The sequence below is a fragment of the Flavobacterium kayseriense genome (assembly GCF_014305095.1).
Classification (GTDB): domain Bacteria; phylum Bacteroidota; class Bacteroidia; order Flavobacteriales; family Flavobacteriaceae; genus Flavobacterium; species Flavobacterium kayseriense.
Map to the genome: position 1 here is coordinate 374671 of NZ_JACRUI010000004.1, position 24503 is coordinate 399173.

Genomic DNA, 24503 nt, shown 5'->3' on the forward strand with positions numbered 1-24503 from the left:
TCGGATCTATGGAACCAATACGATTTCTAACTGGTAAAGATATAAAATAAAAAAGCTACTTCCGAAAGAAAGTAGCTAATCTATATACTGCTGTAATGAATTATTTTTTACTCAAAAATTCATCAACTAATTCAGGTACAATAATTGTTTCAACAAATGTATATGCACCAGTTTTTGGAGATTTCACCATTTTGATGGCTTTTGATAATCTCTTAGAAGATGTCTGTAACGATGCTACGGTTTTCTTTGCCATGATTCTATGTTATTTGTATTTTAGTTAAATCCTCAGTAAAATTACTGTAAGACCTTAATTAAAATGCTGTTATTATTTAATTTCTTTGTGAACAGTAACTCTTTTCAAAACTGGATTAAATTTCTTAATCTCTAATCTATCTGGAGTATTTTTTTTGTTCTTAGTTGTAATGTATCTTGAAGTACCTGCAACACCTGATGTTTTGTGCTCTGTACACTCTAAAATTACCTGGATTCTATTACCTTTCTTTGCCATCTTGCTATAGTTTTATTTTGGAAAAAGATTATTTAATAAATCCTTCAGACTTTGCTTTTTTCAAAACAGCGTCAATTCCATTTTTGTTAATTGTTTTTATCGTAGATGCTGCTACTCTAAGAGTAATCCATCTATCTTCTTCTGGAAGATAAAAACGCTTTTTAACTAAGTTTACAGAAAACTTTCTCTTAGTCTTATTCATAGCGTGAGAAACGTTATTTCCTACCATCGCTCTTTTACCTGTAAGGTCACAAACTCTTGACATTATACTTATCTTTTATCGTTATTCAAAATCAGGGTGCAAAGAAAAGAAAAATAAACGGATGAAGCAAAAAAATTACAACTGTTTTTTTAAAATTTCTTTGTACAACATTTCTAAACTCTTATATAAAGCCCTATCTATCACTTTTTCACGTGGTTGGCCAAAATTAAATTCTTCAACAAATACACCATTTGGTGTTGCAACTGCTATAAATACAGCTCCAATTTCAGCATTTGAATCCCCTTTTGAAGGCCCCGCGTTACCAGTGGTAGCAATTGCATAATCTGTTTTCATCAATTTTTTAACACTCAAAGCCATAGCAGAAGCTACCTCAGCACTAACTACTGAAAACTCAGTTATTAACTCCGGTGGAATATTTAGTAAATCTATTTTTACGTCCGTAGCGTACGACACAACACTTCCTCTAAAATAAGCCGACGATCCCGGAACAGAGGACAGAAGCGAGGCTATACTTCCACCAGTACAACTTTCGGCTGTTGCAATTGTTTTTTGCTGTTTTGTAAATAATTCTCCAAGAACAACTTCTATCGTATTCGCTTCTTCATATCCAACAATTATATCATTTATTATAGCGTCTAACGACGCCAGATACTCCTCTAATGCCCTTTCTAAAAAACCCTTATCTTTCCCTCTCGCAGACAGTCGTAAACGGACTCTACCTGGCGCAGGTAAATAAGCTAATTTAATAAATTCAGGTAAGTTATTTTCCCAATCTTCTATTCGCTCCGCCACCAAACTCTCTCCTTGACCGTGGGTCAAAACCGTTTTATGAAGTATATAAGGTCGTTCATACTCCCTAACAACCTTAGGAATAATCTCATTCTCTACCAAATATTTCATTTCATACGGCACACCTGGTAAGGAGACATAAACCGTATTCTCTTTCTTCATCCACATTCCAGGAGCAGTTCCTACTGCGTTATGCAATATCGTACATTTTGAAGGGACAAGCGCTTGGTCTTTATTCATCTGATTGATTGGCCTTTTAAAAATACCCTCAATCAATTCCGTAACATGTTCTAAAACTTTTTGATCAACTATCAATTCGTCCTCAAAATAATCACAAAAAGTCTTCTTGGTAACGTCATCTTTAGTTGGCCCTAAACCACCTGTAATTAGAACCAAATCAACGTTGTTTTGTAGTTTTGTAAAAGTATCTAAAATATGATTTTTATCGTCAGTAATAGAAATCATCTCGTTGACCTCTACTCCGATTTTATCTAAAGATTTGGCAATGAAGGCAGAATTAGTATCCACAATTTGCCCAATTAGAATCTCATCACCAATAGTTATTATAGTTGCTTTCATAGCTATTTAAAAAATAGAATTTATTATATAAAGAAAATTCAACACTCTATAAGTCAGAATGTTGAATTTTCTTTTTTTTTAAAAGGTCAGTTTTAAGAAATCACAAATTAAAATCTTTTTTGATTTCCTTAATCGCCTCTTTTATTTGAGTTTTTATACTATCAAATGTGTGATCAATATCTTTTCGTTTGCCTTCAATTTTAGTCCATGCTTCTACCTGAAGAATTTCCTCAAAAGCCATGTTCATCCCTAAAAGATCTAACGTAGGTTTTATTTTATGAGCATAAGCATAAGCATGCTTATGATCTTTCTTTTTAATTCCTTCTTTGATTTGTGCCAAATCATCTGGAACTTCGGTCACGAACAATGTTAGAATTTCATTTACAAATTCTGGATCGTTATCTGAAAGTGCGTACACTTTGCTAAGGTTGTAATGTAAAGCCATTATTTTACTTGTATTCTAAATAGTTTATGTCCTTCTAAGAATCCTTCCAAGATATCATCTGGTTTTACAGCTGCAACACCAGCGGGCGTACCTGTAAAAATAATATCTCCTATTTTGAGAGTAAAATATTGAGAAACGTGTGCGATTAACTCGTCAATATTCCACAACATAAACTTAGAATCTCCTTTTTGAACAATCTCGTTATTGTTAGTCAATTCAAAAGTAAGATTTTCTAGTGAACTAAACTGCTCTTTTGGCAAAAAATCACCAATAACAGCAGATCCATCAAATGCTTTTGATTTTTCCCAAGGCAAACCTTTCGCTTTTAAATTGGCTTGCAAATCGCGAGCTGTAAAATCGATACCTACACTTATTTCATCATAGTATTTATGAGCAAACTTAGGCTCTATATACTTCCCTACTTTATTGATCTTTATAATAAGTTCGATCTCATGATGAATATCCTGAGAAAACTCAGGTATTACAAATGGATGTTGCTTTAATAAAATAGCCGAATCTGGTTTGATAAAAACAACTGGCTCAGCTGGTCGTTCATTTTTCAATTCTTCTATATGATCAACATAATTCCTACCAATGCAAATTATTTTCATGTTTTTAAAGTTGCTGAGTTAATTAGGTTATTAGGTACTAAGCCAAAGTTAAAACTCAGAATCTTAGCAATTAAGAACTTCAATTACTTATTTCGTATTTAATTTTCTAAGTTTTATTGCCGTCAAAACTTTTTTAGTGTACAAAGGAAAATCGGCATTTTGTATCCAACTGAAATAACCTGGTTCTTTCTCTAAGATTGTGTTCACTTTTATTCCTTTGTGTTTACCAAAAGTAAAAATCTCTTCATCATCTTTATCAAAAGCGATCATTCCCGCAAAATCAGCAATTTTCTTTCTTGTAGTAAACTCTGATAGTAATTTCATGTCATTTTCCAGCTCAGGATAGCGATCCAATTGTGCTTTCAAAATCTCATAAGTCGCCATTGTATCTGCTTCTGCTGAATGTGCATTTTCTAAACTTTGACCACAATAAAACTTATAAGCAGCACTTAATGTTCGTTCTTCCATTTTATGAAAAACAGTTTGCACATCTACCGAAACCTTGTTCTTCATATCAAAATCAACTCCGGCACGAAGCAGTTCTTCAGCTAGCAACGGGATATCAAAACGATCGGAGTTAAATCCAGCTAGATCACTATCCTTAATCATATTATAAACCGCAGGAGCTAATTCATTAAAAGTAGGCTCATTTGCTACTTTATCGTCTGTAATACCATGTACCGCGGTGGTTTGTGGCGGAATTGGAATGGTAGGATTTACTAACCATGTTTTACTCTCTTTGTTTCCGTTAGGAAAAACTTTAAATATTGATATTTCAACAATTCTATCTTTCCCAATATCGATTCCTGTAGTTTCTAAATCGAAAAAGCAAATTGGTTTGGTAAGTTTTAATTCCATTTTAAAATTTTGTATGATTACAAATATATAGGTTTGCGTTTAATTATAAAGTAAAAATGAGTTAATAAATCATGCTAAAACCACTTAAAACAAGCTCTGAGCTTTATTGAAAAAAGAAACCCGATAAATTAAAAAATTTATCGGGTTCTAAATGTTTATTTTTAAGATCTATACATCTCTATTAACATCAAATGCTTCTAAGTATTCTGCAACTCTTTTTACAAAACCACCTCCTAGCGCTCCATCTACAACACGATGGTCATAACTGTGAGACAAGAACATTTTTTGACGAATACCAATAAAGTCTCCTTCTGGTGTTTCTATAACCGCTGGCACCTTTCTAATAGCCCCAAGAGCTAGAATACCGACTTGTGGCTGATTCAAAATGGGAGTACCAAAAACACTTCCAAAAGTACCTACATTAGTAACAGTGTAAGTTCCTCCTTGCGTATCATCTGGCTTCAATTTTCCTGCTTTTGCACGTCCACCAAGATCATTCACTGCTTTTGCCATACCCACCAAGTTTAATTGATCAGCATTTTTAATTACAGGAACAATTAAATTACCGTTAGGCAATGATGCAGCCATACCTAAATTAATATTTTTCTTTTTGATAATGTAATCACCATCTACAGAAATATTCAAACCTGGGAAATCTTTCAAAGATTTAGCAACTGCTTCCATAAAGATAGGAGTATAAGTTAACTTCTCCCCTTCTCTTTTTTCGAAAGCATTTTTATTTTTCTCTCTCCATTTTACAATATTAGTCACATCCACCTCGATAAACGACTGTACGTGAGCCGACGTTTGAACAGAAGCAACCATATAACCAGAGATCAGCTTACGCATTCTATCCATTTCGACGATTTCGTCACCTCCATTAACAGAAACTGGCGCCGCTTTTTGAGAAACTGGTACCGATGCAACAGCCGCTTGCTTTTGCGTTTCGGCAACTTTCGCAATAACTGGCTGACTTGATCTGTGTTTTACGTATTCTAATATGTCATTTTTAGTCACTCTTCCTTCTTTTCCTGTACCTGAAATTGAGTCTAACTCATTTACAGTAACACCTTCTGCAGCAGCGATATTTTTTACTAATGGAGAAAAGAATTTATCCGAATTTGAAGTATCCAAAGCATTTCCTGCTACCGGTGCAGCAGCTACATCTTTAGCGCTATCAATTGTTTTCTCTACAGCAGCTACCACTTCTGGAGCTACGTTATCTGAACTTGTAGAGGCTTCACCACCTTCGGTTTCTATGATAGCAATAGTTTGTCCTACCTGCACTAAATCGTCCTTGCCAAATAACTGTTCTACTAAAATACCTGAAACCTCACTAGGAACTTCACTATCTACTTTATCAGTTGCAATTTCAAGTACTGCTTCGTCAGCTTCAATTCTATCCCCAACTTCTTTAAGCCAATTCGTTATAGTAGCTTCTGCAACGCTCTCTCCCATTTTTGGAAGTTTTAATTCAAATCTTGCCATATTGTTACCCTATCAGGTGATTTATGTTATCAGTTTGCGAAATTACTAAATTTTTTGAACATAAATTACAGTAAACATAATTTATCATCATAATTTGAAAATCTCTCCTCTTTCGTTAGAATTATCGCTTCCTATTAAAAAATTAGTATTTTTTGGTAAAATTCTAAATGTTAATCCTTTGTTTTTTACTGATTCCATAAAATCAATACAATGCTTAAAGGTAATAAAATTTGAATCTAATACAATTTCGCATTCATCATCTTTGTTAACTCCTGCCGAAATTACCAATTTTCCTGTTGTCAAATCATGAAACACAACATTTTTATGATGCTTAGATTGCATCAATGTAAAAAGTTCTTTGTTCTGTGAATAAATATGTTTGGTTCTTGACGACGATTTTAAAATTTGCCTCCCCTGTACTTTCTTTCGAAAGGAAAACAAAAAAATACCTATGCGCATGAAAAGAGAAAAGAACCAAGAAACCTTAAAATGTTTCTTGTAAAAAAAATGCATGGCGTTCTGAAATCGTTGCATATACACACCATCTTTAACGGTACTTTCTCCTTTAAAATGAATCACTTTTGTATCGGCATAATAAAAATTAGTTTTTCCAGCCAACAGTGCCCGGTACGACAAATCGATATCATCAGAGTACATAAAACAATCTTCATCAAAACCTTTTAATTCTATATACAATTCTCTTTGCATCATCATAAATGCGCCTACAAGTATCGCAACTTCACCAGACTCGTCTTGACCTAATTGCTGCGCATAATACTGACCCAATAATTTTGATTTAGGAAAAGCTTTATACAAAGCTGCCATTTTAGTAAAAGCAACAAAGGGCGTTGGTACACCGCGTTTACTTTCAGGTAAAAAATTCCCTCGACCATCGATCAATTTTACTCCAATTATCCCTATTTCTTTTTTTGCTTTGGCGAAAGCCAAAACTTTTTCAAACGTATCTTCGGCAACAACTGTATCAGGATTTAAAATACAAACAAATTCTCCTTGAGCTTGGGCGACTCCTATATTGTTTCCTCTTGGAAATCCTGTGTTTTCGGAATTCTCTATGAGTTTAACGTTTGAAAAACGACTCTTTATCATTTGGCAACTATCATCATCCGAGTCATTATCCACTACGATAATTTCAGCATCGATGTTTCGCAAAGCTTCTTGTACGCTTAGTAGACAAAGCTCTAAAAAATAGCGAACATTATAATTGAGAATAACGACAGATAATTGCATGAAACAAAGATAATCAGTAAAACGATTTGCTACTGTTTTTTTAAATTAGTTTTCTACACATCTTTAAAAAATTTAACACGAAAATCGCAGATTGCTTTAAACAATTCGGTAATCGATATTTAAAGTCTTACTTTTGCAAAAAATTAGCACAGTGAATTACCTTTCAGTAGAGAATATTTCAAAGTCGTTTGGAGAACGCACCCTTTTTAAAGATGTTTCTTTTGGGATTAACAAAGACCAAAAAATTGCTTTTATTGCCAAAAACGGCTCTGGAAAAACAACCATTATGAATATCATAAACGGTTTTGATGAACCAGACACAGGACAAGTTATCTTGCGTAAAAGCATTCGTATGGCCTTTTTATCTCAAGATAACAACCTCCAAGACGAGCTTACAATCGAGGAGAGCATCTTTGCCTCTGACAACGAAACTTTGAAAGTAATTGAAGCCTACGAAAAAGCATTGGAAAACCCGGAAGACGAGGAAGCCTATCAAAAAGCTTTCGATGGAATGGACCAACATAATGCATGGGATTTTGAAACACAATACAAGCAAATTCTATTCAAGCTAAAACTAGAGGACTTCAAATTAAAAGTGAAAAATCTTTCTGGAGGTCAGAAAAAACGCTTGTCATTGGCTATTATTTTGATCAACAGACCAGATTTACTAATACTTGACGAACCTACCAATCACCTAGATTTAGAGATGATCGAATGGTTAGAAAGTTATTTTTCTAAAGAAAATATTACCTTATTTATGGTTACGCACGACCGCTTTTTCCTAGAGCGTGTGTGTAATGAAATTATTGAATTAGATAACGGAAAAATATACCAATACAAAGGAAACTACTCCTACTATTTAGAGAAAAAAGAAGAACGAATCGCATCAGAAAACGCTAGTGTTGATAAAGCGCAAAACCTTTTTGTAAAAGAATTAGAGTGGATGCGACGACAACCTAAAGCGAGAACAACGAAATCTAAATCTCGTCAGGACGACTTTTATGATATTAAGGAAAAAGCACAAAGTCGCCGAAAAGAAAATAAAGTGGAACTCGAAATTAACATGGAGCGCATGGGTAGCAAGATAATTGAGCTACACAAAATCTCTAAAAAATTTAAAGACCACGTTATTTTAAACGAATTTACTTTTGATTTTCAGCGTGGTGAACGTATTGGAATTATTGGTAAAAACGGAACAGGAAAATCTACTTTTTTAAATTTACTAACCGGAACTTTGCCTCTTGATAGCGGAAAAGTGATTGTAGGCGATACAATAAAAATTGGTTATTACACACAAAGCGGAATTAACCCTAAACCTGGACAACGCGTTATTGATATTATTAAAGAATATGGAGAATTTATTCCGCTTTCGAAAGGACGTATGATTTCGGCTTCACAACTACTGGAACGCTTTCTATTCGATGCCAAAAAACAGTACGATTACGTAGAGAAATTAAGTGGTGGAGAATTAAAACGTTTGTATTTGTGTACCGTTTTAATTCAGAATCCAAACTTTTTAATTCTGGATGAGCCTACTAACGACTTAGATATTGTAACTTTAAATGTACTTGAAAGCTTTTTACTAGATTATCCTGGTTGTTTATTAGTTGTATCACATGACCGTTACTTTATGGATAAGATTGTGGATCACTTATTTATTTTTAGAGGACAAGGTGTTGTCGAAAACTTTCCAGGAAACTATTCTGACTTTAGAGCTTACGAAGACAGTGCTGATGTGGCTCAAAAAGAGGAAAATAAAGCAGAGAAGAAAGATTGGAAACAAAACAATCCTACTGGAAACTTGACCTTTAACGAGCAAAAAGAATTTCAAAAATTAGAGCGTGAAATTAAAGATTTAGAAGAGCAAAAAACTAAAATTGAGCTTTTATTCTCTGAGGGAGAAGTAGCCGAGAACGATATTGAGAAAAAAGGAAATGAATTGCAAAATCTCATCAATAAAATGGAAGCTAAAGAAGAACGTTGGTTCGAATTAAGCGCTAAAATGGAAGGTTAATCACCTACACAAATAAAATAGAGAATTCAATTCAGTTCTTATAAACATACAATCCCTACTGCTTTTAGCTTCTAAAGTTTAAAAGTAGTGGGGGTTTTTTTTGAGAGTCAGCTAATATAAGTCCGTAAGAAATTAACAACAAATTAGCATAAGCCCTCTGATTAGTAATGGAATATCCTATATATTTGAAATCTCAAAATGATAATTTTTTTTACATAAAAACGAAATAAAATCAATCGTTGTGACGAAATCATCCATCATCAATCAAAAATTTAACAAATGCAAAAAATCAACTTCAGCTTGCTCCTACTTGTATTATCACTACAGTTTAGCATAGGACAAAACATCAAAGGAAAAATAATTGACATCAACACAAAAGAAAGCATTCCTTATGCAAATATCTTGATCAATAAATCTGAAAGTATGATTTCAAATGCTGAGGGATACTTTACACTCTCAGAAAAAAATAGCCAAGACAACACCATACTTCTTGTTTCTTACCTTGGTTATGCAAATCAAGAAATAGCCTTAAATTCATTAAAAAACAACGATTATACCATTGCACTTACTCCTAGTATTTTTGAACTTAATGATGTCAATGTTTCTAACAAAAAGCCTAATGCATATGAGATCATGGCTAATGTAAAAGCGAATTTAGCAACCAATTATAAAGGTGACGGCAGCCCATCTAAAGACTTATTATTTTACAGAAACTCCGAGTATTTTAATCCAAAAGAAATAGAAGTCGAAATTGATAAATCTCCCGGTTTCTCCAAACAAGCGCTTGTAAAAGTAAATTCTGATCTTAAAAACTTTGCCAATAGTTTAATTCGCAATCCTCCCAAAGAATTCACAGATATACTTTGCAATTACTATACGGCAAATATAACTAAAGATAGCAAAACATCTTTTTTGTCTAAATTAGACGTGCTAAAAGCTACCAAATTAAAACAAGAAGGTAGTGCTGTTTCCTCTGAAGAATTAGAAAAGAAGGCAATGAATATGATGTTACAACATTTAGATTCTACCAAGTTTTACCGTGTAAAAAGCGGCTTATTTGGATCTAGAGATTCGATTTCGTTGCGAAAGGATTTTAATCAAAAGCGTGAACAAAAAAAATCAAAAGAAATAAGAAATCAGTTGACGGCGACCAAAACGAATTTAAACTCCTTTTTGATAGGAAATAACTTTTCGCAAAGCGAGAAATATAACTTCATCAAAAAACCAGAACTATATGATTATACTTATGAAGGCACTACTTATACTGCCGAAAATGAATTTGCTTACATCCTTAGTTTTAAACCGCGAAAAAGCAAGGCTAAATATGTGGGGAAATTGTACATCTCTGAAAATGATTATGCAGTCCTGCGAGCAGAATTTATCCTTGATGAAGGAGAAAAATTAAATAGTTTAAATTTAAAACTTCTGCTTGGAATTAAAGTAGCCGACAATAGAAGTACAGGAACTATCATCTACAAGAAAAAAAGTGACAGCAATGGATATTACTTGCAGTACGCTACCATCGAAAGAGGCCAATATTTCTATCTAAGTCGCCCATTAAAATTCATTGAACTAACTCGCGAAGATAAAGACGTACTTTCTCTTGATATTAAGGTTGAGGGGAATTCAAGTTCGAAAATAGAATTTTTAAATTTGTCTCGTTCCTCATTTACAACAGCAGAGATTCAAAAAATAAAAGAGCAAGATTTTAAATACACAACCATCAAATCGTACGACCCAAAAATATGGAAAGACTATAACGCAATAGAACCGCTAGAAGAAATGAAACGATTTAAAGCCATTAATTAAAATAATAGATTGTTAATGATATCCGGACAAAAAAACCACAGTAAAACAAAATTTGGACTGTGGTTTTTTTATATAAAATAGCATTCAAAACAATCGCTTCTAAAACATTACCATGGAATGGGATTGTAATCCTTCAAGAACTTACCGCACCAATGCTTTCCTGTATTAATTCCATCAAACAAAGGATCCATTACTCTAGCTGCTCCGTCAACAATGTCTAATGGTGGTTGAAAGTCTTGTTGTTCTTGCTTCATTTTTGCGAGTTCAGCAGGATCTTCATCAGTTACCCAACCCGTGTCGACCGCATTCATAAAAATGCCAGATTTTGCCAATTCTCCCGCAGCGGTATGCGTTAACATGTTCAAAGCTGCTTTCGCCATATTAGTGTGTGGATGGCGGGCTTCTTTAAAAAAGCGATGGAATTTCCCTTCCATTGCCGAAACATTGATAATGTGTTTTTGACCTGTATTATCTTTCTTCATTACCTCCGATAAGCGATTGCACAGTACAAAAGGCGCTACTGAATTGACTAATTGTACTTCGATCATTTCCGTAGTTTCAATTTGGCCTAGCTTCAAACGCCAGCTATTTGTTTTTCGCAAATCAACTTGCTGTAAGTCGGCATCAAGTTCTCCTTCTGGAAAAACTTCCGTTGCAACCAAGGCATTATCAAAAGAGTACGGAATTTGAGATAATTTGGCGGAAGCTCTAAGTCCTATACCAGGCTCAGGTCCGTGCCAAGTTACTGGCATATTTTCATTAGAAGACGCTCCGGAGGTCAATACCTTCAATTCATTTAAGCAGTTCAAATGATCTAATAATAACTCTTGTGCTTGTTTTGGTAAATCACTTATTGGTCTTTCTTCATTTTCGATCATGTGCGTATAAAACCCTGCAGGACGACGTACTGTTTGGGCTGCATTATTGATTAAAATATCCAGGCGCTCATACTTTTGTTCTATAAAATTACAAAAGATTTCTACTGAAGGAATATGTCGTAAATCCAATCCATGAATTTTTAGACGGTGACCCCAATCCATAAAATCAGGCTCTCTACCAAAACGCAGAGCCGAGTCTACCGGAAAACGCGTAGTTGCAATAACAGTTGCGCCCCCACGTAACAACATCAAGGTAATGTGGTACCCAATTTTTAATCGGGAGCCAGTAATTACAGCTACTTGTCCTTTTACATTAGCCGTTTGAAAACGCTTAGCATAATTAAAATCACCACAATCCGTACACATGGTGTCGTAAAAATGATGCATTTTAGTAAAATCAGTTTTACAAACATAACATTGCCTCGGAGTTTCAAGTTCTAAGGTTTCTCTGTTTTCTAATTCGGCAGCAGCCAACAACTTTGGTGCCATAAAAACTGCCGATTCGCGAGCAAATCGAATTCCTGTCTCTTTACGAGCAGTCCGATCTCGCTTCTCCATTTTACGCTTATTCGCTTTTACACCATCTTTTTTACGACGAGCAAGTTCATCACGATCAGGTCTCGAAAACTGACCCGCTGCTTTAATCAAGGCGATACGCTGCTCTTTTGGAATATCAAAAATTTGATCTGTATTTGTGTTTAATTGCGATAAAATGGCAATGCAACGGTTAATTTCATCCGATGTAATTACTCCTTCATCTATTTGTTCTTCGTTCATCATCTTTTGAAATCCTAGCTATTATTTTTAAGAGCGCAAATATAGTTTTTTTTGAAGTGACTTAATTTTCAAGTTTAAACTATATTTTTAACTTGAAAATCTAGTAAAGTAAACGTCTTAAACTTTGTATCTTTGAACACTCGAAGCACTTTACTATGTTATTCCAGATTAAATCATACTTAAAATTTCTTTGGTATTCTAAAAATGAACATGCGGTTCATTCTCCTTTTGTATTTAACCTCATAACCAAATGTTTTTACGACAAGAAAAATAAACCCCAATATTCGATTCTAGAAAAGTATAGGCAATCACTTTTGGCTAATTCAAATTCGATTACCGTGATAGATTTTGGCGTAGGTTCTAAAGTTTTTAAGTCGAATGTAAGATCTATTGCACAAATCGCAAAAACTGCGGGTATAAGCACGAAACATTCCCGACTACTTTTCAGAATTTCAAATTATTTTAAGCCCAAATCGATTTTAGAGATTGGAACTTCATTAGGACTTGCAACTGCCGCACTCGCTTTAGGAAACGATAAAACTGCAATTATCACTTTAGAAGGCTGCCGTGAAACAGCTAATATTGCCCAGAAGCAATTTAATGAATTCAAATTAGAAGGTATTAATTCCGTACTATCAGAATTCGATTCCTATTTGGCTACCATTCCCGCCACCGAAGTTAAATTTGACATGATTTATTTTGATGGAAATCATTCTAAAAAAGCCACAATAGCTTATTTTGAAAAATTATTACCAACAATTACAAATGATAGTGTGTGGATTTTTGATGACATACATTGGTCCCCTGACATGGAAGAAGCTTGGAACATCATTAAAGAGCATTCCTTGATCACAGTTACCATCGATGTTTTCCAGTGGGGAATTGTTTTCTTTAGGAGAGAACAACCGAAAGAACATTTTATAATTCGATTATAACGATATACTAAAAACAAAACCGATGGATATTGAACAAATATTTAAAAACAATAGTTCCTGGATTGAAAAAAAATTGGTTGATAAACCTAATTATTTTGATGATTTAAGCAAAGGACAATCTCCAGAATTCTTATACATCGGTTGCTCAGATAGTAGAGTTTCTGCGGAGGAACTAATGGGCTTGCAACCAGGAGCTGTTTTTGTCCATCGAAATATTGCCAACATGGTTCCAAATACTGATTTGAATTCCATGTCTGTTATTAATTATGCCGTAACCGCATTAAAGGTGAATCACATCGTAGTGTGTGGTCATTATGAATGTGGTGGAGTTCTAGCAGCAATGCAACAAACTGATCTTGGAATACTAAATCCATGGTTGCGAAACATTCGAGATGTTTACCGCATTCACAGGGAAGAACTAGATGCTATTGTAGATGAAAAAATGAAATACAAAAGATTAGTTGAACTTAATGTACAGGAGCAGTGCATCAATGTAATTAAAACTGCCGAAGTTCAACAAGCCTATAATGAGCGTAACTTAAAAGTTTATGGATGGGTTTTTGACATTCACTCTGGGAAATTGATAGATCTTGATATAGATTTTGATGAAATATTAAAAGACATCAGAAAAATATATAAAATAACGACCTAACATTATTGCTGGGTAATCTTGATTATACAACAACAAAAAAATGACAGCCATTACTGACTGTCATTTTAACCAATATAACCAATTTATTATTGTTTAGCTTTTTCCATTTCTTCTGTCTTAGCACCCATTCTGTTCAATGTGTACATAGGAGCAAATTTCAATTTCAAGCCAGCGATTTTTCTGTTATCATCAGATGACAAACCTTCTTTCTCAACTGTATTTTTCCTACTATCTAACGCTTCATACATTAGTTTAATTTCATCCCAGTCCTCACGTGAATAAGTATCTTTATTTGCTTGAACTGTATTTACGAATTGGTCATATACTCCTAAGATATTAGAGGCATTTACCCAAGCAAAGTTCATATCCTCTCCTATTTTACCTTCTCCAAACAATGAATTACGTATTAATTGTTTACCGCTTGGCATTTCAGCAGCAATTTCAGCTTGAATAGCATCTTTTAATGATTGGTACTTTACTTTGCTGGCTTCGATTTTCTCTGCCATTTCTTTATTTCCTTCAAGATCTGTAAGTGCCGTTTCAGCTTGATTCATCTTTACAGTATAATTAGCCTCGATAGCTTCCCAATTTGTTTTGGCTTCATCCTGAGTTACATTTCCTATAGAGTCTACGTAAACTACGTAACTATCAACTGTTTTTTCTGCTTCTTTTTGTTTTTCATTTTTACATGATGTAAAACCTAGAGCAATTACTGTAAGTCCTAGAATTAAGTTGCTACTTTTCATAATTTATTTTTTTAATTGTTAGTATGAAGCAAATGTAAACACAATTACAATATGTTCAATACAAACATTATAATCTTGTAATTAATTAATAAAATTATGATAATTTTGATAAAATATTAAAATTATATAACATTAGCAGGTAATAATATAAAACTATAATCTAAAATTTAATTAGGAGAAGTTGCTATCTTCACAGCTAATTTAATGCATTGTTACAAATGGTACTATTATACTATATTATCTATATAAGTGCGGCCTATCAAATACATTATGAAAGAAATATTTTATCTATTTAAAATGATAAGCGTGTAACAAAAATGCATTTAATACAACTTATACAAAGAGGCAAAGAGTTTCGTACTTTTAAGGTCTGCATTAATAAATCATCAACTATAGCTTTAAATGGAAAACCCATTAATTAAAATATCCGATATAAAAAGAAATTTTGTTCTAGGAGAAGAAATTGTTTATGTCTTAAAAGGAATCGATTTAGAGATTAATAAAGGAGAATATGTCGCGTTAATGGGACCTTCGGGTTCTGGAAAATCTACTTTGATGAATCTCCTTGGGTGCTTGGATACTCCCACTTCTGGTAGCTACATTCTGAATGGAAAAGATGTTAGTAAAATGAAAGACGATGAGCTTGCTGAAATCCGCAATAAGGAAATTGGCTTTGTATTTCAAACATTTAATTTATTACCAAGAACAACTGCTTTAGACAATGTGGCTCTACCAATGATCTATGCCGGTTATTCAAAATCAGAACGTAAAGCACGAGCCGAAGAAGTTTTGACTCAAGTTGGCCTCTCAGATCGCATGGACCACCACTCTAACCAACTATCAGGAGGACAAAGACAACGTGTTGCGGTAGCACGCGCTTTAGTAAACAAACCTTCTATTATCCTTGCAGATGAGCCTACAGGAAACTTAGACAGTAAAACATCTGTAGAAATCATGAAACTTTTTAATGAAATACATGCTAATGGCAATACTGTTATATTAGTTACGCACGAAGAAGAAATTGCTGAGTATGCTCACCGTATTATTAGACTACGAGATGGAGTTGTGGAAAGTGATACTCGTAAGGAAAAATAATTAGCAAATATAGTACATGAAAATTGCAATACTAACTTGTAATCAATTACCTGAGCTAACCCCTCAGGACCAACCTTTGATATTAGAGCTCGCTAAGCATTCTATTCTAGCTATTCCAGTAATTTGGGATAATCCAAATGTTAATTGGTCTGATTTTGATTACTTAGTTTTTAGAAATACTTGGGACTATTTTGAAAAAGAAGTCCAGTTTAATACCTGGCTTACTAAGATTGAAAAATTAGGAATCAAAACCCTAAACTCAATTGCTATTATAAAAGAAAACAAGCATAAGTTTTATTTGCGAGAAATGGAACAACAAGGAGTTCAAATACTGCCAACCATTTTTATTAATAAAACATCAAATTTGAGTTTAAAAACTTTAATCCCTTCCACTTGGAAAAAAGCAGTTATAAAACCCGCTTTTTCGGCTGGATCATACCAAACTGAAGTTTTTGACATAACCGATAGCGAAATTATTAGTCTTCAATATAAAGTGATAGCAGCTGAAAAAGAATTGCTTTTACAGGAATTCATCCCTGAAATTCTATCTTTAGGAGAAACATCATTTATCTTTTTTAATAAAAAATTCTCTCATGCTGTAAATAAAAAACCTGTAGAAGGAGACTTTAGAATCCAGGTACAGTTTGGCGGGAAATATACTTTAGTTGAACCTAACAGCAATTTAATCACTCAGGCGCAAAAAATAGTGAATCGTTTTGCAGATGATTTATTGTATGCCAGAGTAGACGGTATTATAATCGATAATCAATTGCATTTGATGGAAGTCGAGTGCATAGAACCTGACCTATATCTTAATTTGAGTGATGGTGCTACTGAAAGATTTACACAAGCAATTATTAATTCAATACAGCCATAACCAATTAGAAAGAAAACTAAAACAATTTTATTAACAAACAAAAAAACAATGAAAAAATCAATTTTAATTTTGATTGCTCTGTTTGTCAGTGTTATTTCACAAGGACAAACTCCATTTGAATGGAAAAAGCAAACTAGTAATGGTTACGAATACAAATACGTATCAAACGATCCGGCTAAGGCCCGTTTTTATACGTTGAAAAATGGTTTAACCGTTATTCTAAGTCCCACAAACAAGGATCCAAGAATTCAGGCATACGTAGCCGTAAAAGCAGGCAGCAAAACAGATCCAGCAACAAATACTGGATTAGCACATTATCTCGAGCACATGCTTTTTAAGGGTACTGATAAATATGGAACACAAGACTGGGCTAAGGAGAAAGTCGAGTTAGACAAAATTGGTGATTTGTATGAGCAATACAACAAAAGCAAAGACGAAACAAAAAGAAAAAAAATATACAAAGCAATCGATTCTATTTCTGGTGTAGCTAGTAAATATTCTATCGCTAATGAATATGACAAAATGATGAGTGCAATGGGAGCGCAAGGAACCAATGCCTTTACCTCTTTTGAGCAAACCGTTTACACAGATGATGTTCCTAGCAGCTCATTGGATAAATATTTAGCCGTACAATCAGAACGTTTTAGAAATCCTATTTTTAGAATTTTTCACACAGAATTAGAGGCTGTCTACGAAGAAAAAAACAGATCATTAGATAGTGATGGTAGTAAAGTATTCGAAGAGTTATTTGCTAGTTTGTTCAAGAAACATAACTATGGTCTTCAAACTACTATTGGTACAGTTGAGCATCTAAAAAATCCCTCATTAGTTGAAATTAGAAATTATTTTAACAAATATTATGTTCCCAATAACATGGGAATTATTTTGTCTGGTGACTTTAATGCTGATGAAGTAATTGCTAAAATTGACAAGTCATTTGGTCAAATGCAAACGAAACCATTCCAGAAATATACATTCGAAAATGAAGCCCCTATAACAGCTCCGATTATTAAAGAAATTGTTGGACCAGATGCTGAAAATTTAACTATCGGATTTAGATTGCCTGGTAATAAAGACAAAGATGTGCTGTTAGCGGATCTCGTTGGCAAAATTTTGACTAACGGAAAAGCAGGTTTAATGGATCTAAACTTAGTTAAGAAACAGAGATTACTTAACGCAAGTGCTTTTACCTATACTTTGATCGATCACGGAATTTTATATCTGTCAGCGGCTCCCACTAATGGACAATCGCTTGACGAAGTAAAAAGCTTAGTGCTAAACGAAATTGAAAATCTTAAAAAAGGAAATTTTGATGACCAATTGATCACATCAATCATTAACAATATTAAAAAAGATAAAATTTACGAAACTGAAAAATATTCAGATAGAGCAAGCACGCTAATGGATGCTTTTACTTCAGAATTAGATTGGAAAGATCAGGTAGCTTACGTAGACAATTTATCTAAAATTAAAAAAGAAGATATTGTTGCTTTTGCAAACAAGTATTTAAAAGATAATTACGCGGCTATTTACAAGAGAAAAGGAGAAAAAACAGCTTCGGAAAATATTGAAAAACCACAAATTACACCAGTTGCAACAAATGCGGATAAACAATCTCCTTTTGTAACAGGAATCGATGCAATGCCAAGCAATGCGAGTAAACCTGTTTTTATTGATTACAACAAGGACATTCAAAAATCAAATATTGGACCTGCAACAGTTTTATATGTACCAAACACTGACAATCAAATTTTCCGTTTAAAATACAGATATAAAATAGGAACTCTAAATGATTTAAAGCAATCATTGGCTACGCAATACATCCGTTTTTTAGGGACAGATAAAAAATCATCTGAAGAAATTGCAAAAGCATTTTACACTATTGCGTGTAGTTTTAATGTGAGTACAGGTGAAGAATATACCACTGTCTCAATCGAAGGTTTACAAGAAAACTTTGGTAAAGCAGTACAACTCTACGAGGAAGTCATCAACAACGTACAACCAGATGAAGCTGCGTTAAAAGCGCTTTTAGCTAGAATTACAAAATCAAGAACTGATGCTAAAGCCAATAAAAATGCTATTTTACAAGGATTGACAAGCTACGCTATGTATGGACCAAAAAACAAATTTAACAATAGCTTTTCTAACGAGGATTTAGCCACTATAACATCTGCTGAATTAATCCAAAAAATTAAAGGTATTAACAATTACGAACAAACTGTAATTTACTATGGCCCTAAAGATCTTAAGTCATTAGTTACTGAATTACAAAAAACACACGCTATTCCTGCTAAATTTGCTGTAGCTTCTGCTCCAAAAGAATTCAAACAAGCGGAACAAACTAAAAATCAAGTTCTTTTTGCTGATTACGACATGGTACAAGCAGAAACAAGATGGATTAGAAACACAGATAAATACGATGCAAAACAAAACACAGTCGTTAATGTTTTCAATAATTATTTTGGTGGAGGAATGGGGTCAATCGTATTCCAAACAATTAGAGAAAGTAAAGCACTAGCATATAGTACTTTTGGCTATTATATTGCACCACAAAAGAAAACTGATTCTTACTACTACATGGGATATGTAGGAAGTCAAGCCGATAAATTCAAAGATGCTGCTTCTAGCATGAACGAATTATTAACTACAATGCCAGAATTAACGAACAATCTTGCATTAGCTAAAACACAAGTGAAGAAAGATATTGAAACGGAAAGAATCACACAAGACAATATCATCTATAATTATTTAGCAGCGAAAGAACTTGGTTTAACAGAGGACATTCGAAAAGAAAGTTATAACACTGTCAACAATATCACTATGAATGACATCGTTGCTTTTCAGAGTAAAAACATCTCTAAAAAACCATTTACTTATGCAATTGTAGCTTCAGAAAAAAATATTCCTATGGAAGAAATGCAGAAGTTAGGAGAAGTTAAAAAACTATCGTTAGAAGAAATCTTTGGCTACTAAATATAATAGACTTAGATAGGAAAAGCCATTCGAAAGAGTGGCTTTTCTTGCTTAAAGGCTGATATAGATTAAAATCCTTTTTTTCTTTCCGTATACTTACTTTATCTTTGAGGCAATCAATGAGAAACGCATTTACAGCTTTTAACCCTAAAGGTACTAAACAGAAAACGCGGCATTGAACATTATATAAATTAAGGAGCACCATAAACAAGCTAATTGGCTTAAACATAAGTAAAACCTAGTTTGTAAACGACTAGATAATCATAAGAATTCAAATGAAAGTATATACTAAAACAGGAGACAAAGGAACAACCTCGCTTTTTGGAGGAACCAGAGTCCCTAAAGATCATATTCGAATAGAGAGCTACGGAACCGTTGACGAATTAAACTCCTACATAGGATTAGTTCGTGATCAAGAAATGAATGTGCACTATAAAGATATTTTAGCTGAAATCCAAGATCGACTTTTTACTATTGGCGCCATTTTAGCGACACCACAAGAAAAAGAAGTATTGAAAAATGGAGAACTTAGACTGCAAAAATTAGGCATTTTAGATTCAGATGTTGAGCTTCTTGAAAACGAAATCGACAAGATGGAAGCTGATTTGCCACCTATGACTCATTTTGTATTACCAGGAGGCCACACAACCGTGTCACATTGTCATATAGCACGCTGCGTATGCCGTCGTGCAGAGCGTTTAGCAGTTCATTTAAACCACAATGAACCTATTGCTGAGATAGCAATTACCTACCTAAACCGACTTTCTGACTATCTTTTTGTATTGGCACGAAAGTTGTCTTTTGACCTTAAAGCGGAGGAAGTAAAATGGATTCCAAGAAAATAAAACTGTAATTTTAGATTACGCTTTAATCCATTGATTGATGACTCTTTAAAAATGTTTTACATCATTTTTAGGAGTTAAAAATTGTTTATTGCAACTCGCAACTAAATATCAAACACAACGTTCTTAACTTTTTTTGAAAATAAATGATTTTTTACTTGTCTTTTTCAGTAAAAAATTTATTTTTGCACAAAACTAAATCGACAAAAGATGTATTGGACATTAGAATTAGCATCCTACCTAAGTGATGCACCGTGGCCTGCTAACAAAGACGAACTTATTGATTACGCTATACGTGCAGGAGCTCCACTAGAAGTAGTAGAGAACTTACAATCTATTGAAGATGAAGGCGAGATATACGAATCAATGGAAGAGATTTGGCCAGATTACCCTACAGACGAAGATTATCTTTGGAATGAGGATGAGTATTAAAAAACAACCCAGAAAAAGTCTCAAAAGAGGCTTTTTTTTTGGTTAAATTTACAGCGAGATACACTAATTAGAAATATATAATATTATGAGTTTCATAAATAGCATTATTAAAGCCTTTGTGGGAGACAAATCCCAAAAAGACGTAAAGGCTTTGCAACCCTACTTAAACAAAATTAAAACTTTTGAAAATACCCTAATAGCGTTATCGCATGATGAGTTAAGAGGAAGAACTGTTTTCTTTAAAGAAACAATCAAAACTGCTAGAGCAGGTGTTGATGCTAAAATTGCAGCTCTGAAAAAAGAAGTAGAAGGAATCGAAGACATTGACAAAAGAGAAGATCTTTACAGTGAAATTGATGCTCTAGAGAAAGAGGCTTACACGGTATCTGAAAAAACCTTAATGGATATTCTTCCTGAGGCTTTTGCAGTTGTAAAAGAAACAGCAAGACGTTTTAAAGACAATGCAGAAATCACTGTTACAGCTACTACTGCTGATCGTGAATTCTCATCGACAAAACCGTATGTTACACTAGTGGCTGATACCGCAACTTGGCATAACAAATGGAATGCTGCTGGTAAAGAAATTACTTGGGACATGATTCATTATGATGTTCAGTTAATTGGTGGTATGGTACTGCATGAAGGTAAGGTAGCTGAGATGCAAACGGGTGAGGGTAAAACATTAGTTGCAACATTACCTTTATATTTAAATGCCTTAACCGGCAATGGTGTGCATTTAGTAACCGTGAATGATTACTTGGCCAAACGTGATAGTACATGGAAAGCTCCTTTATTTGAATTCCATGGATTAACTGTTGATTGTATTGATAATCACCAACCGAACTCTGAAGGTAGAAAAAAAGCATACGATGCTGATATCACTTATGGTACCAACAATGAATTTGGCTTTGATTACCTAAGAGATAATATGGCACACTCACCGGCTGATTTAGTGCAAAGAAAACACAACTTCGCTATTGTCGATGAGGTAGATTCTGTTTTGATTGATGATGCTAGAACACCATTAATCATCTCTGGTCCAGTACCTCAAGGAGATCGTCATGAGTTCAACGAGTTGAAACCAAAAATCGAAAATCTAGTAAGTTTACAACGTCAGCTAGCAACTGGTTTTTTAACTGAAGCTAAAAAGTTAATCAAAGAAGGAAATACAAAAGAAGGTGGTTTCCAATTGTTAAGAGCTTATAGAGCATTGCCTAAAAACAAAGCTTTAATTAAGTTTTTAAGTGAAGAAGGAATCAAACAATTGCTTCAAAAAACAGAGAATCAATACATGCAGGACAACAACCGTGAAATGCATAAAATTGATGAAGCGTTGTATTTTGTAATTGAAGAAAAAAACAATCAAGTAGAATTGACTGATAATGGTATCAAATTCCTATCAGGAGATACTGATGCTGACTTTTTCGTTCTACCAGATATTGGTACCGAAATTGCTAACATCGAAAAGAAAAAATTAGACAAAGACGCTGAAGCGGAAGAAAAAGAAGTTCTATTCCAAGATTTCAGTATCAAAAGTGAGCGTATCCACACTTTAACACAGTTGTTAAAAGCATACTCTTTATTTGAAAAAGATGTAGAATACGTGATCATGGACAACAAAATTATGATTGTCGATGAGCAAACAGGTCGTATTATGGACGGTCGTCGTTATTCTGACGGACTACACCAAGCGATTGAAGCCAAAGAGAATGTAAAAATCGAAGCGGCTACTCAAACTTTTGCAACGGTAACTTTGCAAAACTATTTCAGAATGTACAACAAATTAGGGGGTATGACTGGAACAGCGGTTACTGAGGCTGGAGAGCTTTGGGAAATATATAAATTGGATGTGGTAGAGATTCCAACCAACAGACCAATGGCACGTCAAGACAAAGAAGATTTCATCTACAAAACAACACGTGAAAAATTTAACGCGGTAATTGAAGATGTAACCGAATTATCAAAAGCAGGTCGCCCGGTACTTATTGGTACTACCTCTGTTGAAATCTCTGAATTGTTAAGCCGTATGCTTAAAATGAGAGGGGTTACTCATAACGTGTTGAATGCCAAAATGCACAAGCAAGAGGCACAAATCGTTGAGGATGCAGGTAAACCAGGAGTAGTTACTATTGCAACCAACATGGCAGGTCGTGGAACGGATATCAAATTATCTGCTGAAGTAAAAGCAGCAGGTGGATTAGCCATCGTAGGTACAGAACGTCACGATTCACGTCGTGTTGACCGCCAGTTACGTGGTCGTGCAGGACGTCAAGGAGATGTGGGAAGTTCACAATTCTACGTTTCGCTAGAAGACAACTTAATGCGTTTGTTTGGTTCTGAAAGAGTTGCTAAAGTAATGGACAGAATGGGACTAGAAGAAGGAGAAGTAATCCAACATTCTATGATGACGAAGTCTATCGAGCGTGCTCAGAAAAAAGTAGAAGAAAATAACTTTGGTGTCCGTAAACGTTTATTAGAGTATGATGATGTTATGAATGCACAACGTGAAGTCGTATACAAACGTCGTCGTCATGCCTTGTTTGGAGAGCGTTTAAAATTAGATATCGCAAACATGTTATATGACACTTGCGAACTAATCGTTCAAAATACAAAAGCAACAAATGATTTCAAATCATTCGAATTTGATTTGATTCGTTATTTCTCAATCACCTCTCCTGTAAGCGAAAGCGATTTTGCGAAAACGACAGAAATGGAGTTGACGGGGAAAGTGTACAAAGAAGCATTAAAATATTACAACGAAAAATGTGATCGTAGCGCTAGAGAAGCCTTCCCAATCGTTAAAAACATTTTCGAAGACAAAGACAATCAGTTTGAGCGTATCGTCGTTCCTTTTACAGATGGTGTTAAATCATTAAATGTAGTTACTGATCTAAAGCGCGCATACGAGACAGAAGGAAAGCAATTAATCGCTGATTTTGAAAAAAACATCACATTATCTATTGTTGACGAAGCTTGGAAAAAACACTTACGTAAAATGGACGAATTGAAACAATCAGTTCAATTGGCTGTTCACGAACAAAAAGATCCATTGCTTATTTACAAATTTGAAGCTTTCAACTTATTCAATGGTATGCTTAACGGTATCAATAAGGAAGTTATATCATTCTTGTTCAAAGGTGATTTGCCACAGCAGTCAGCTCCAGAAATTCAGGAAGCAAGAGAGGTAACTCGTCCAAAAGAAAATTTGCAATTAAGTAAAGACGAAATTCCAAACAGCGAGAACATGAATCGTGAAGCAGGAGAAACGCAACCACGTCAAGTAACAGAAACTATTGTTCGAGACATGCCAAAAATCAATCGCAACGATACTGTAACTCTTAAAGAAATAGCAACTGGTAAAACAGAAACTATGAAATATAAAAAAGCAGAGGCTTTATTAACAACTGGAGCTTGGGTTATTGTAAACGAATAATAATTCTTCATCTAGCTAATTAACAATCCCCAATTACGAAAGTAGTTGGGGATTTTTTTTGCCTCTAGCCAATCCTGCTATTCGCTACAAGCTATTCGTTTTACAGCTCTTTTTCAAAGCGCTGGCAGGAGCTTCCGCTGGTCGCTCTGTCACCACTAGAAAAAAGTAGCTTTCAATCTGCATAGGCTTTCCACTACTATCAGGGCTAACCATCAAAATATAAAATTATTCGCCTCAATAAAAGCGCTTAGCATCAAATAACGTAACGCTAACAAACCAGACCTAAAATCC

At 34.2% G+C, this 24503-nt stretch carries 21 protein-coding genes; 10 read left to right on the top strand and 11 right to left on the bottom strand.

The window, feature by feature from the left end:
* Window positions 1-100 precede the first annotated feature (100 nt).
* The 9 genes from H8R22_RS12925 to H8R22_RS12965 all read right to left on the bottom strand — a co-directional run bounded on the left by H8R22_RS12925 (window position 101) and on the right by H8R22_RS12965 (window position 6749).
* Window positions 101-253: a DUF4295 domain-containing protein gene (locus H8R22_RS12925; protein ID WP_187010807.1), complete on the bottom strand. Its 153-nt coding sequence runs from the start codon at window positions 251-253 to the stop codon at window positions 101-103.
* Window positions 254-325: 72 nt separating this feature from the next.
* A complete protein-coding gene (rpmG, locus tag H8R22_RS12930; protein WP_016988713.1) occupies window positions 326-508 on the bottom strand; it encodes a 50S ribosomal protein L33 in 183 nt (60 codons plus the stop codon).
* A gap of 28 nt (window positions 509-536) precedes the next feature.
* Window positions 537-773, bottom strand: coding sequence for a 50S ribosomal protein L28 (rpmB, locus tag H8R22_RS12935; RefSeq protein ID WP_187010808.1), 237 nt, complete (start codon window positions 771-773; stop codon window positions 537-539).
* A 72-nt stretch (window positions 774-845) separates the two neighbouring features.
* Window positions 846-2099: a CinA family nicotinamide mononucleotide deamidase-related protein gene (locus H8R22_RS12940; protein WP_187010809.1), complete on the bottom strand. Its 1254-nt coding sequence runs from the start codon at window positions 2097-2099 to the stop codon at window positions 846-848.
* 100 nt (window positions 2100-2199) lie between these two features.
* Window positions 2200-2544 (bottom strand): Hpt domain-containing protein, encoded by a 345-nt coding sequence (locus H8R22_RS12945; RefSeq protein WP_187010810.1) that lies wholly within the window; start codon window positions 2542-2544, stop codon window positions 2200-2202.
* Window positions 2544-3155 carry a fumarylacetoacetate hydrolase family protein gene (locus tag H8R22_RS12950; RefSeq protein WP_187010811.1) on the bottom strand — a complete coding sequence of 204 codons (612 nt, stop codon included), beginning with the start codon at window positions 3153-3155 and terminating at the stop codon, window positions 2544-2546. Before H8R22_RS12950 ends, H8R22_RS12945 begins: the two co-directional genes overlap by 1 nt.
* Before the next feature lie 87 nt (window positions 3156-3242).
* Complete coding sequence (locus H8R22_RS12955; RefSeq protein WP_187010812.1) at window positions 3243-4013, bottom strand: 3'-5' exonuclease; 771 nt, start codon at window positions 4011-4013, stop codon at window positions 3243-3245.
* Window positions 4014-4181: 168 nt separating this feature from the next.
* The gene (locus H8R22_RS12960) at window positions 4182-5501 is read right to left on the bottom strand and encodes a dihydrolipoamide acetyltransferase family protein (RefSeq protein WP_187010813.1); all 1320 of its coding nucleotides are present in this window, start codon (window positions 5499-5501) and stop codon (window positions 4182-4184) included.
* Window positions 5502-5588: 87 nt separating this feature from the next.
* Window positions 5589-6749, bottom strand: coding sequence for a glycosyltransferase family 2 protein (locus tag H8R22_RS12965; protein ID WP_187010814.1), 1161 nt, complete (start codon window positions 6747-6749; stop codon window positions 5589-5591).
* A 151-nt stretch (window positions 6750-6900) separates the two neighbouring features.
* Here H8R22_RS12965 and H8R22_RS12970 point away from each other — a divergent pair, with 151 nt between their 5' ends.
* Together H8R22_RS12970 and H8R22_RS12975 are read left to right on the top strand one after the other, a co-directional pair.
* Window positions 6901-8763 (top strand): ABC-F family ATP-binding cassette domain-containing protein, encoded by a 1863-nt coding sequence (locus H8R22_RS12970; RefSeq protein ID WP_187010815.1) that lies wholly within the window; start codon window positions 6901-6903, stop codon window positions 8761-8763.
* Window positions 8764-9042: 279 nt separating this feature from the next.
* The gene (locus H8R22_RS12975; RefSeq protein WP_187010816.1) at window positions 9043-10572 is read left to right on the top strand and encodes a carboxypeptidase-like regulatory domain-containing protein; all 1530 of its coding nucleotides are present in this window, start codon (window positions 9043-9045) and stop codon (window positions 10570-10572) included.
* Between the two features lie 107 nt (window positions 10573-10679).
* Here the strand turns inward: H8R22_RS12975 and H8R22_RS12980 are convergent, their stop codons facing one another.
* Window positions 10680-12227 (bottom strand): SDR family NAD(P)-dependent oxidoreductase, encoded by a 1548-nt coding sequence (locus tag H8R22_RS12980; RefSeq protein ID WP_187010884.1) that lies wholly within the window; start codon window positions 12225-12227, stop codon window positions 10680-10682.
* Window positions 12228-12382: 155 nt separating this feature from the next.
* On the opposite strand from H8R22_RS12980, the gene H8R22_RS12985 reads away from it, so the two are divergent.
* Window positions 12383-13162, top strand: coding sequence for a class I SAM-dependent methyltransferase (locus H8R22_RS12985; protein ID WP_187010817.1), 780 nt, complete (start codon window positions 12383-12385; stop codon window positions 13160-13162).
* Between the two features lie 22 nt (window positions 13163-13184).
* Window positions 13185-13814, top strand: a complete 630-nt coding sequence (locus tag H8R22_RS12990; RefSeq protein WP_187010818.1) for a carbonic anhydrase — start codon at window positions 13185-13187, stop codon at window positions 13812-13814.
* An 86-nt stretch (window positions 13815-13900) separates the two neighbouring features.
* On the opposite strand, the gene H8R22_RS12995 is transcribed toward H8R22_RS12990, so the two are convergent.
* A complete protein-coding gene (locus tag H8R22_RS12995) occupies window positions 13901-14560 on the bottom strand; it encodes a hypothetical protein (protein WP_187010819.1) in 660 nt (219 codons plus the stop codon).
* Between the two features lie 402 nt (window positions 14561-14962).
* Between H8R22_RS12995 and H8R22_RS13000 the strand changes: the two genes are divergently transcribed.
* The 6 genes from H8R22_RS13000 to secA all read left to right on the top strand — a co-directional run bounded on the left by H8R22_RS13000 (window position 14963) and on the right by secA (window position 24212).
* Window positions 14963-15655 (top strand): ABC transporter ATP-binding protein, encoded by a 693-nt coding sequence (locus H8R22_RS13000; RefSeq protein WP_187010820.1) that lies wholly within the window; start codon window positions 14963-14965, stop codon window positions 15653-15655.
* A 16-nt stretch (window positions 15656-15671) separates the two neighbouring features.
* On the top strand, window positions 15672-16532 hold the full coding sequence (locus H8R22_RS13005; protein ID WP_187010821.1) for an ATP-grasp domain-containing protein: 861 nt from the start codon (window positions 15672-15674) through the stop codon (window positions 16530-16532).
* 48 nt (window positions 16533-16580) lie between these two features.
* A complete protein-coding gene (locus H8R22_RS13010) occupies window positions 16581-19505 on the top strand; it encodes a M16 family metallopeptidase (protein ID WP_187010822.1) in 2925 nt (974 codons plus the stop codon).
* 275 nt (window positions 19506-19780) lie between these two features.
* A complete protein-coding gene (locus H8R22_RS13015) occupies window positions 19781-20350 on the top strand; it encodes a cob(I)yrinic acid a,c-diamide adenosyltransferase (protein WP_187010823.1) in 570 nt (189 codons plus the stop codon).
* Window positions 20351-20557: 207 nt separating this feature from the next.
* A complete protein-coding gene (locus tag H8R22_RS13020) occupies window positions 20558-20779 on the top strand; it encodes a DUF2795 domain-containing protein (protein ID WP_007138072.1) in 222 nt (73 codons plus the stop codon).
* Between the two features lie 85 nt (window positions 20780-20864).
* Entirely contained in the window at window positions 20865-24212 is a 3348-nt protein-coding gene (gene secA / locus H8R22_RS13025) for a preprotein translocase subunit SecA (RefSeq protein WP_187010824.1), read from the top strand.
* Window positions 24213-24503: the final 291 nt, after the last annotated feature.

Coding starts and splice junctions, on each gene's coding strand:
- H8R22_RS12925 (WP_187010807.1), bottom strand. CDS start 253: ATGGCAAAGAAAACCGTAGCATCGTTACAGACATCTTCTAAGAGATTA.
- rpmG (WP_016988713.1), bottom strand. CDS start 508: ATGGCAAAGAAAGGTAATAGAATCCAGGTAATTTTAGAGTGTACAGAG.
- rpmB (WP_187010808.1), bottom strand. CDS start 773: ATGTCAAGAGTTTGTGACCTTACAGGTAAAAGAGCGATGGTAGGAAAT.
- H8R22_RS12940 (WP_187010809.1), bottom strand. CDS start 2,099: ATGAAAGCAACTATAATAACTATTGGTGATGAGATTCTAATTGGGCAA.
- H8R22_RS12945 (WP_187010810.1), bottom strand. CDS start 2,544: ATGGCTTTACATTACAACCTTAGCAAAGTGTACGCACTTTCAGATAAC.
- H8R22_RS12950 (WP_187010811.1), bottom strand. CDS start 3,155: ATGAAAATAATTTGCATTGGTAGGAATTATGTTGATCATATAGAAGAA.
- H8R22_RS12955 (WP_187010812.1), bottom strand. CDS start 4,013: ATGGAATTAAAACTTACCAAACCAATTTGCTTTTTCGATTTAGAAACT.
- H8R22_RS12960 (WP_187010813.1), bottom strand. CDS start 5,501: ATGGCAAGATTTGAATTAAAACTTCCAAAAATGGGAGAGAGCGTTGCA.
- H8R22_RS12965 (WP_187010814.1), bottom strand. CDS start 6,749: ATGCAATTATCTGTCGTTATTCTCAATTATAATGTTCGCTATTTTTTA.
- H8R22_RS12975 (WP_187010816.1), top strand. CDS start 9,043: ATGCAAAAAATCAACTTCAGCTTGCTCCTACTTGTATTATCACTACAG.
- H8R22_RS12980 (WP_187010884.1), bottom strand. CDS start 12,227: ATGAACGAAGAACAAATAGATGAAGGAGTAATTACATCGGATGAAATT.
- H8R22_RS12985 (WP_187010817.1), top strand. CDS start 12,383: ATGTTATTCCAGATTAAATCATACTTAAAATTTCTTTGGTATTCTAAA.
- H8R22_RS12990 (WP_187010818.1), top strand. CDS start 13,185: ATGGATATTGAACAAATATTTAAAAACAATAGTTCCTGGATTGAAAAA.
- H8R22_RS12995 (WP_187010819.1), bottom strand. CDS start 14,560: ATGAAAAGTAGCAACTTAATTCTAGGACTTACAGTAATTGCTCTAGGT.
- H8R22_RS13000 (WP_187010820.1), top strand. CDS start 14,963: ATGGAAAACCCATTAATTAAAATATCCGATATAAAAAGAAATTTTGTT.
- H8R22_RS13005 (WP_187010821.1), top strand. CDS start 15,672: ATGAAAATTGCAATACTAACTTGTAATCAATTACCTGAGCTAACCCCT.
- H8R22_RS13010 (WP_187010822.1), top strand. CDS start 16,581: ATGAAAAAATCAATTTTAATTTTGATTGCTCTGTTTGTCAGTGTTATT.
- H8R22_RS13015 (WP_187010823.1), top strand. CDS start 19,781: ATGAAAGTATATACTAAAACAGGAGACAAAGGAACAACCTCGCTTTTT.
- H8R22_RS13020 (WP_007138072.1), top strand. CDS start 20,558: ATGTATTGGACATTAGAATTAGCATCCTACCTAAGTGATGCACCGTGG.
- secA (WP_187010824.1), top strand. CDS start 20,865: ATGAGTTTCATAAATAGCATTATTAAAGCCTTTGTGGGAGACAAATCC.